Origin of the sequence: Curtobacterium sp. C2H10 (assembly GCF_025407985.1) — a bacterium.
GTDB lineage: Bacteria > Actinomycetota > Actinomycetes > Actinomycetales > Microbacteriaceae > Curtobacterium.
Window position 1 is genome coordinate 1 of sequence record NZ_JABXGF010000083.1, and the last position, 8,289, is coordinate 8,289.

An 8,289-nucleotide genomic window follows, 5' to 3' on the forward strand; every position below is an offset into this window, starting at 1 on the left:
TCGTGCGACCTCGGCGGAGCGTCCGCGGCGTGTCGTGCGACCTCGACCGGCGACGACGCCGGGCGGACCCGCGCAGGGCGGGCCCGTGTCGGGCGGACCCGTGCCGGGCGGGACCGGGCGGGGCGGGACGACCACAGCACGGCGGCCACCACGACGACCCCGGCCGCGATCTCCACCACGTCCGGCACCTCCCCGAACGCCACCCACGAGGCGAACACCCCGACCACGGGGACGAGCATCGAGAACGGCGCGACGGTGCTCGACGGGTACGCCGCCATCAGCCGCGACCAGATGCCGTACCCGACGAGGGTCGCCACCAGCACGATGTAGAGCAGCCCGAGGTCCGCCGGCAGCGCCTCCGCGGTGAACGCCGTCCCGAGCGCGTTCCCGATGCGCGACGGCCCCTCGACGACGAACGACAGGACGGCCATCGGCACCGGCGGCACGATCGACCACCACAGCGTCAGGTGCAGCGGGTTGGCCGCCCCGGCCCGACGGGTCGCGACGTTGCCGATCGCCCACCCGAGGGCCCCGCACAGCGCGAGCACGACGGGCAGCAGCGCCGCCGCCTGCGCCCGGTGCACGGCGATCGCCGCCAGGGCCGCCACCGCGATCGTGACCCCGATCACCTGCCGGCCGGTGAGCCGCTCGCGCAGGAACACCCCGGCGAGCACCACCGTGAACGGCGCCGACGCCTGCAGGACGAGCGACGCCAGCCCGGACGGGAGCCCTGCGGCCATGCCGAGGTACAGGAACGCGAACTGCAGGACCCCGAGCCCGAAGCCGACGAGCAGGAGCCGGCCGAACGGGATCCTCGGACGCGGGACGAGCAGCACGGTCGGGACCGCGAGCAGCGTGAACCGCAGCGCGGCGAGCAGGAACGGCGGGAAGTGCTCGAGGGCGAGGGCCGTCGCGGGGAAGTTGAGCCCCCACACGACGGCGACGACCACGGCGAGGAGACGGTCACGGGTGCGCACGGGTCGATCGTGACCCAGCCGCGCCGTTCAGCACCAGCGAAGAGTTCCGTACCGACGTTGTAGGCTCCCTGCATGGTCGGCTTCGACGTGCAGCTCCTCGCCGTCCTCCGCGAACTCGCCGAGCGGGGGAGCGTCACCGCCGTCGCCGAGGCCGCGCACCGCACGCCCAGCGCCGTCTCGCAGCAGCTCCAGACCCTGCAGCGCCAGGTCGGCGTCCCCCTCGTCGAACGGGTCGGCCGCGGGGTCCGGCTCACCGAGCACGGCCGGGTGCTCGCCGGGCTGGCGAGCGGCGTCGCGACGGCGATCGCCACGGTGGACGCGGCGTGGCAGGAGCACCTCGGCGGCGCGACCGGGCGGGTGGACCTCGCCGTGTTCCCGTCGGCCGCGGAACTCCTGCTGCCCGGCCTGCTCACCCGGATGCGCGAGCACCCCGGCATCGACCTGGTGCTCGTCGACGTCGACGTCAGCGAGGACGCGTTCGGCCCCCTCGCCGCCGACCACGACGTCGTCATCGGGCACCGGCCGGACGGCGCCCCACCGGCCGGCCGGGAGGCGCTCGAGACCGTCCCGCTCCTCCGCGAGCCGCTCGACGTCGCGCTCCCGCTCGACCACCGGCTGGCCGCCCGCGAGCGGGTCCGCATCGACGACGTCGTCGGGGAGTCCTGGATCGGGGTGCCGGAGGGCTACCCGATCGACCGGGTGCTCACGGCCATGGCGGCGGCGACGGACACACCGCCGAGCGTCGGCTTCCGGACGATCCACCTGCCCGTCATCGAGAACCTCGTCGCCGCCGGACACGGGGTGGCGCTCGTGCCGCGGTACACCTCGGGGACCCGGGCGTCCGGTCGCTTCCACCTCGCCGAGCTCGCCGACGTCCGCGCGGGGCGGCGGATCGAGGCGCTCGTCCGGCCGGACCGTGCGGTCCGCTCCGTGGTCCGGACGGTCCTGGAGGCGCTGGTCGCCGAAGCCCTGGACGTCACCACCTGAGGCGGTGACGCTGCCGGCGGGGCCGCCCCGCGCCTCCAGGCCGTCGCTTGGTGAGCAGAAATGGTCGGGTCCCTGCTCGGGACCCGACCATTTCTGCTCACGAAGCGAGCGCCGCCCGCGGCGCGCGGCGCTCTACACGTCGAGGTGGTCGACCAGCTCGTCGGCGAGGCCCGTGTAGGTCGCCGGGGTGAGGTTCGTCAGCCGGGCCTTCGCGCCGGACGAGATGTCCAGGCCGTTCACGAACGCGACGAGCTCCGCCTGCCCGATGCGCTTCCCGCGCGTGAGCTCCTTGAGCATCGCGTACGGGTCCTCGATGTTCGACTGCCCGGCGGTGACCTCGGCGCGGATGACCGTCTGGATGGCCTCGGCCAGCACCTCCCAGTTGCGGTCGAGGTCCTCGGCGAGACGGACCTCGTTCACGGCGATCTCGCCCAGGCCACGGCGCAGGTTGTCAAGCGCGAGGAGCGAGTGCCCGAACGCGACGCCGATGTTCCGCTGCGTGGTCGAGTCGGTGAGGTCACGCTGGAGCCGCGACGTCACGAGCGTCTCGGACAGCGTGGAGAACAGCGCCGACGAGATCTCGAGGTTCGCCTCGGCGTTCTCGAACCGGATCGGGTTGATCTTGTGCGGCATCGTCGACGAGCCCGTGGCACCCGCCACCGGGATCTGCGTGAAGTACCCCATCGAGATGTAGGTCCACACGTCGGTCGCGAGGTTGTGCAGGATCCGGTTCGCGTGGCGCACCCGGTCGTACAGCTCGGCCTGCCAGTCGTGCGACTCGATCTGCGTCGTGAGGGGGTTCCAGGTGAGCCCGAGACCCTCGACGAACTCGCGGGAGAGTGCGGGCCAGTCGGCCTCGGGGTCGGCCGCGAGGTGCGCCGAGAACGTGCCGGTCGCGCCGGAGAACTTGCCGAGGTACTCGCCGCCCTCGATCTGGGACAGCACGCGCTCGAGGCGGTACACGACGACCGCGAGTTCCTTGCCGAGCGTCGTCGGCGTCGCCGGCTGCCCGTGCGTGTGCGAGAGCATCGGGACGCTCTTCAGCTCGTCGGCGAGCTCGCGGAGCCTCGCCACGACGGCGCGGTAGGCCGGCAGCCACACCTGGTCGACGGTGTCGCGGACGGTCAGCGCGTACGAGAGGTTGTTGACGTCCTCGCTCGTCGCGGCGAAGTGCGTGAGCTCGGCGATCGCGTCGAGCCCGAGCTCGGACAGACGGCGACGGACGAAGTACTCGACCGCCTTGACGTCGTGCCGCGTCGTGGCCTCGATCTCGGCGAGCTCGGCGATCTGCTCCTGGCCGAAGGTCTCCACGACCCGGCGGAGCGCGGCCTTGTCGTCGACGCTGAGCGGCGACGTGGTGAACATCGCGTGGTCGGTCAGGAAGATGAGCCACTCGACCTCGACCACGATGCGCGCGCGGTTGAGCCCGGCCTCGGAGAGGTGCTCGCCCACCGTGTGCACGATCGGGTAGTACCGCCCGTCGAGCGGGCTGATCGGCTGCGGGGGAAGGGGGGTCATGGGGCTCCCTGACGGACTGCCGGCTCGAGTTGGCGGAAGAGCGCCCGGCAGGCCCGTTCGACGGTCGAGAGCACTCGGTCGAACTCGTGCCGGTCCGCGTAGTACGGATCCGGTACGTCGGTCTGCTGGGGCCAGGCGTCGTCGTACCGCAGCAGGAGCGTCACCTTCGCGGCGTCGTCCATGGTCGGTGCCCACGAGCGCAGGATGCGTTCGTGGGAGCGGTCGAGTGCGACCACCAGATCGAGGTCCGGGAACCGGTCCGGATCGAACTGACGGGCGCGATGCCTGCTGCCATCGTATCCGCGCGCTGCGAGTGCTGCGATCGTGCGCTCGTCGGCGGGCTCGCCGACGTGCCAGTCGCCGGTGCCGGCGGACTCGACCTGGAACCGGTCGGCCATGCCGGCGTCCGCCGCGAGCTGGGCGAAGACGATGCCGGCCATGGGGGAGCGGCAGATGTTGCCGCTGCAGACGAACGAGACCCGGAAGGGGGCGTCGGCGTCCGGGGTCATGGGGACATCATGGCGCAGGGAGCGTCCGTCCGCGACGCTGCTGCCGTCGGGAGGCGCGGTGCCGGTCCGGTCGTCGGCCCACCCCGACGGGGTGCTCGCCGACGGGTCGTCGGCCAGCGTCACGCGCGCGGGCGGTTCAGCACCGGCCGCACGAACAGCCCGATCAGCCACGCGAACACCGCGAGCACGAAGGCGCCGACGATGCCCCAGCCGAACGAGTCGACCTGCAGCCCGAAGCCGAAGGCGTCCGAGATCCCGGCGACGATGAGCAGCAGGATCGCGTTCACGACGAAGGAGATGAGCCCGAGCGTGAGGATGTAGATCGGGAAGGCCACGATCCGGATGAGCGTGCCGATGACCGCGTTCACGAGGCCGAACACGAACGCCACGAGCAGGTAGGTGAGCACGGTGGCCGTGGTGCCGCCGTCGCCGAAGGGCGTGACGGAGACGCCGCTGACGATCAGCGTGGTGAGCCAGAGGGCGACGGCGTTGACGACGAGGCGGACGAGGAATCGCATGCGTCCATGATGCCCTCCGGTACCCGCGGACGGGCCGGTAGCCTGATCCCGTGACTGACGAGCGCGTGCACATCCGGCCCGAGATCGCCGTTCTCCCCGCCTACAAGCAGGGGCGCCAGGCCGCGGCCGACGCCTTCAAGCTGTCGAGCAACGAGAACCCGTTCCCGCCGCTGCCCGGCGTCGTCGAGGCCGTGCAGGCGCAGACCGCGTTCAACCGCTACCCCGACGCCACCGCCCTCGCCGTCCGAGCCGTGCTCGCGAACCGCTTCGGCACCACCGTCGACGAGGTCCACGTCGCCCCCGGCAGCGTCGCGATCCTCCACGAACTCGCCAAGGCCACCTCCGGCCCGGGCGACGAGATCGTCTACGCGTGGCGTTCCTTCGAGGCCTACCCCGGCGTCGTCACGGTCGCCGGCGCCACGAGCGTGCAGGTGCCGAACCGCCCCGACGGCGGTCACGACCTCGACGCGATGTCCGCCGCCGTCACCGAGCGCACCCGCCTCGTGATCGTCTGCACGCCGAACAACCCGACCGGCCCGATCGTGACCGGCGCGGAGTTCGAGGCGTTCATGGCGCAGGTGCCCGCGACCGTGCTCGTGGTCCTCGACGAGGCCTACGCCGAGTTCGTCACCGAGCCGACCGCCGTCCGTGGCGCCCCGCTGCTCGAGCGGTACCCGAACCTCGTCGTGCTCCGCACCTTCTCGAAGGCGTACGGGCTGGCCGGACTCCGCGTCGGGTACGCCCTCGGCCCGGCGTACGTGCTCGATGCCGTACGCGCCTGCGCCATCCCGCTCTCGGTCACGGCGCAGGGCCAAGCGGCGGCACTCGCGAGCCTCGAACGCGAGTCCGAACTGCTCGAGCGCGTGTCCGAGATCGCTGTCCTGCGGGACCGCGTCGTCACGTCGCTCCGCGAGCAGGGCTGGGACGTACCCGACGCCCAGGGCAACTTCGTGTGGCTGCCGACCGGCGAGCTGACGGCGCACGCGACGGAGCGCTTCGAGCAGGCCGGCATCATCGTCCGGGCCTTCGGGAACGAGGGCATCCGCATCTCGATCGGGGAGCACGAGGCTGTGGGAACGCTCCTCGAAACAGCACGGTCGCTTGTGGGGGACCTCCAGGCAGCCGAGTAGTCGCTGCCGCTACGCTGGCCCGCATGTCATTCCGCGCCGCGGCCCCCGCGACGACCACCGTCCGGCTCCTCGACCCCGAGGGCCGGTTCGTGGAGACCGACGAGAACGCCGAGTTCGCCGCCGCCGCGCGGGCGATCCCGGACGAGACCCTGCTCGCGATGCACCGTCGCATGGTCCTCACCCGTCGGTTCGACCACGCTGGTCACAACCTCCAGCGCACCGGTCAGCTCGGCCTCTGGGTGCCGAGCCACGGGCAGGAAGCCGCACAGACCGGCTCCGCCTTCGCCCTCCGCGCGCAGGACCACGTCTTCCCGTCCTACCGCGAGCACGCGGTCACGATGCACCGCGGCGTCGAGCCGATGGAGATCATCGCGATGTACCGCGGCCAGACGCACGGCGGGTGGGACCCGGACGAGCGCGGCAACACCCACATCTCCACCCTGGTGATCGGCTCGCAGACCCTGCACGCCACCGGGTACGCGCTCGGGCAGAAGCTCGACGGCGACGTCGGCACGGGTGACCCCGACCGCGACGCGTGCTCGATCGTGTACTTCGGCGACGGCGCGACGAGCCAGGGCGACGTGAACGAGGCGTACGTGTTCTCGGCCTCGACGAAGGCCCCCGTCGTCTTCTTCCTGCAGAACAACCACTGGGCGATCTCGGTGCCGGTGTCGGTCCAGTCGCCGACCCCGCTCGTCGACCGTCCGCGCGGCTTCGGGATCCCGAGCGTCCTCATCGACGGCAACGACATCCTCGCCTCCTACACGGCCTCGGTCGTCGCCACCGACCACGCCCGCAGCGGCCAGGGCCCGGCGTTCATCGAGGCCGACACGTACCGCATCGGCGCGCACACCAGCTCCGACGACCCGAGCCGCTACCGCGCGGAGGGCGAGCTCGAGGACTGGGTCCGCCGCGACCCGATCGTCCGGTCCGAGGCGTACCTGCGCTCCAAGGGCGCGACCGACGAGCAGTTCGCCGCGTTCGACGAAGAGGGCGAGGACATCGCCGCCGACGTCCGCCGCCGCACCGTGGCCCTGACACCGCCGTCCGTCGACGTCATGTTCGACAACGTCTACCGCGAGCCGCACCCGCTGATCGCCGAGCAGAAGGCCTGGCTCGAACAGTACGAGGCCGGCTTCGAAGGGGGCGCCCACGCATGAGCACCACCGAGCAGCTCTTCGACTACACCCTGCGCTCCCACCCGGGCGCCGGCGAGGTCCCGAGCGACCCCACCCCGACCCTGACGATGGCCAAGGCGCTCAATGCCGGGCTCGCCGCCGCGATGCAGGCGGACGACAAGGTCCTGCTGATGGGCGAGGACATCGGCGCACTCGGCGGTGTGTTCCGCATCACCGAGGGCCTGCAGGAGAAGTTCGGCCCCGAGCGCGTGCGGGACACCCCGCTCGCCGAGGCCGGCATCATCGGCACCGCGATCGGCCTGGCCCTGCGCGGCTACCGCCCGGTCGTCGAGATCCAGTTCGACGGCTTCGTCTGGCCGGGCTTCGACCAGATCACCTCGCAGCTCGCGAAGATGGCGAACCGGCTGCCGGCGCACATGTCGCTGCCCGTCGTCATCCGCATCCCCTACGGCGGCCACATCGGCGCCGTGGAGCACCACCAGGAGTCGCCCGAGGCGTACTTCGCGCACACCCCGGGTCTCCGCGTGGTCAGCCCGAGCACGCCGAACGACGCCTACTGGATGATCCAGGAAGCAGTGGCCTCGAAGGACCCGGTCGTCTTCCTCGAGCCGAAGTCGCGCTACTGGCCGAAGGGCCAGGTGGACCTCGTCGACGGGCACGTCCCGATGCACACGACGCGCGTCGCCCGCACCGGCACCGAGGTCACCCTCGTCGGCCACGGCGCGATGGTCGCCACGCTCATGCAGGCGGCGGAGATCGCCGAGGGCGAGGGCACGAGCTGCGAGGTCATCGACCTCCGCTCGATCTCGCCGATCGACTGGGAGCCGCTCCTGGCATCGGTCCGGAAGACCGGTCGTCTCGTCATCGCGCAAGAGGCCTCCGGCTTCGTCAGCGTCGGCAGCGAGATCGCCGCGACCGTCGCCGAGAAGGCGTTCTACACGATGCAGGCCCCGCCGCTCCGGGTCTCCGGGTTCGACGTCCCGTTCCCGGTGTCGAAGCTGGAGCACCTGCACCTGCCGGACGCCGACCGCGTCCTCGAGGCCGTCGACCGCGCCCTCGCCTACTGACCTCCCTGTCCGAGCTCGACCAGAACGCCGAAGGAGCCGTAGTGGCCGTCGCCGAATTCCCCCTGCCCGACGTGGGTGAGGGCCTCACCGAGGCCGAGATCGTGCAGTGGCGCGTCGCGATCGGTGACGAGATCACCGTCGACCAGGTCCTCGTCGAGATCGAGACGGCGAAGTCCCTCGTCGAGCTCCCGTCGCCGTTCTCCGGCACCGTCACCGGCCTGCTCGTCTCCGAGGGCGACACCGTCGAGGTCGGCAAGCCGATCATCCGCGTGGAGTCCGACGCGCAGGTCGCGTCCGGTGCGCCGGTCGCCGGCCCAGGAGGCGCGGCGCACGTCGACCAGAGCGTCCCGACCTCGCCGGACGTCACCGCCACCCCGCCGGCACCGGCCGCTCCCGCCGCCCCGGTCACGCAGACCCCCGCCGCTCCCGCCGCCCCGGTCACGC

Annotated in this window: 9 protein-coding genes; 5 read left to right on the forward strand and 4 right to left on the reverse strand. The window is 72.0% G+C overall.

From position 1 onward, the window contains the following. Positions 1-977: EamA family transporter (locus tag HWD93_RS17795; RefSeq protein ID WP_261647539.1), on the reverse strand; the 977-nt coding region annotated here is incomplete at its 3' end. Between the two features lie 72 nt (positions 978-1,049). Here HWD93_RS17795 and HWD93_RS17800 point away from each other — a divergent pair. Beyond that, a complete protein-coding gene (locus HWD93_RS17800) occupies positions 1,050-1,964 on the forward strand; it encodes a LysR family transcriptional regulator (protein ID WP_261647540.1) in 915 nt (304 codons plus the stop codon). A gap of 132 nt (positions 1,965-2,096) precedes the next feature. On the opposite strand, the gene purB is transcribed toward HWD93_RS17800, so the two are convergent. From purB to HWD93_RS17815, 3 genes are all read right to left on the reverse strand, one after another. Then, positions 2,097-3,482 (reverse strand): adenylosuccinate lyase, encoded by a 1,386-nt coding sequence (purB, locus tag HWD93_RS17805; protein WP_070417158.1) that lies wholly within the window; start codon positions 3,480-3,482, stop codon positions 2,097-2,099. Then, a complete protein-coding gene (locus tag HWD93_RS17810; protein WP_070419277.1) occupies positions 3,479-3,991 on the reverse strand; it encodes a low molecular weight protein-tyrosine-phosphatase in 513 nt (170 codons plus the stop codon). Before HWD93_RS17810 ends, purB begins: the two co-directional genes overlap by 4 nt. A 119-nt stretch (positions 3,992-4,110) precedes the next feature. Next, the gene (locus tag HWD93_RS17815) at positions 4,111-4,509 is read right to left on the reverse strand and encodes a phage holin family protein (RefSeq protein WP_070417157.1); all 399 of its coding nucleotides are present in this window, start codon (positions 4,507-4,509) and stop codon (positions 4,111-4,113) included. Positions 4,510-4,559: 50 nt separating this feature from the next. Here HWD93_RS17815 and HWD93_RS17820 point away from each other — a divergent pair, with 50 nt between their 5' ends. The 4 genes from HWD93_RS17820 to HWD93_RS17835 all read left to right on the forward strand — a co-directional run. Beyond that, complete coding sequence (locus HWD93_RS17820; RefSeq protein WP_261647541.1) at positions 4,560-5,639, forward strand: histidinol-phosphate transaminase; 1,080 nt, start codon at positions 4,560-4,562, stop codon at positions 5,637-5,639. A 23-nt stretch (positions 5,640-5,662) separates the two neighbouring features. After that, positions 5,663-6,799 (forward strand): thiamine pyrophosphate-dependent dehydrogenase E1 component subunit alpha, encoded by a 1,137-nt coding sequence (locus HWD93_RS17825; RefSeq protein WP_071295537.1) that lies wholly within the window; start codon positions 5,663-5,665, stop codon positions 6,797-6,799. 86 nt (positions 6,800-6,885) lie between these two features. Further along, the gene (locus HWD93_RS17830) at positions 6,886-7,845 is read left to right on the forward strand and encodes an alpha-ketoacid dehydrogenase subunit beta (RefSeq protein WP_070419276.1); all 960 of its coding nucleotides are present in this window, start codon (positions 6,886-6,888) and stop codon (positions 7,843-7,845) included. 41 nt (positions 7,846-7,886) lie between these two features. Then, on the forward strand, positions 7,887-8,289 hold a 403-nt coding region (locus HWD93_RS17835; RefSeq protein WP_308202943.1), incomplete at its 3' end, for a biotin/lipoyl-containing protein.

Excerpts from the sequence above, each read along its gene's own strand:
- HWD93_RS17800 (WP_261647540.1), top strand. The coding sequence starts at position 1,050 with ATGGTCGGCTTCGACGTGCAGCTCCTCGCCGTCCTCCGCGAACTCGCC.
- purB (WP_070417158.1), bottom strand. The coding sequence starts at position 3,482 with ATGACCCCCCTTCCCCCGCAGCCGATCAGCCCGCTCGACGGGCGGTAC.
- HWD93_RS17810 (WP_070419277.1), bottom strand. The coding sequence starts at position 3,991 with ATGACCCCGGACGCCGACGCCCCCTTCCGGGTCTCGTTCGTCTGCAGC.
- HWD93_RS17815 (WP_070417157.1), bottom strand. The coding sequence starts at position 4,509 with ATGCGATTCCTCGTCCGCCTCGTCGTCAACGCCGTCGCCCTCTGGCTC.
- HWD93_RS17825 (WP_071295537.1), top strand. The coding sequence starts at position 5,663 with ATGTCATTCCGCGCCGCGGCCCCCGCGACGACCACCGTCCGGCTCCTC.
- HWD93_RS17830 (WP_070419276.1), top strand. The coding sequence starts at position 6,886 with ATGGCCAAGGCGCTCAATGCCGGGCTCGCCGCCGCGATGCAGGCGGAC.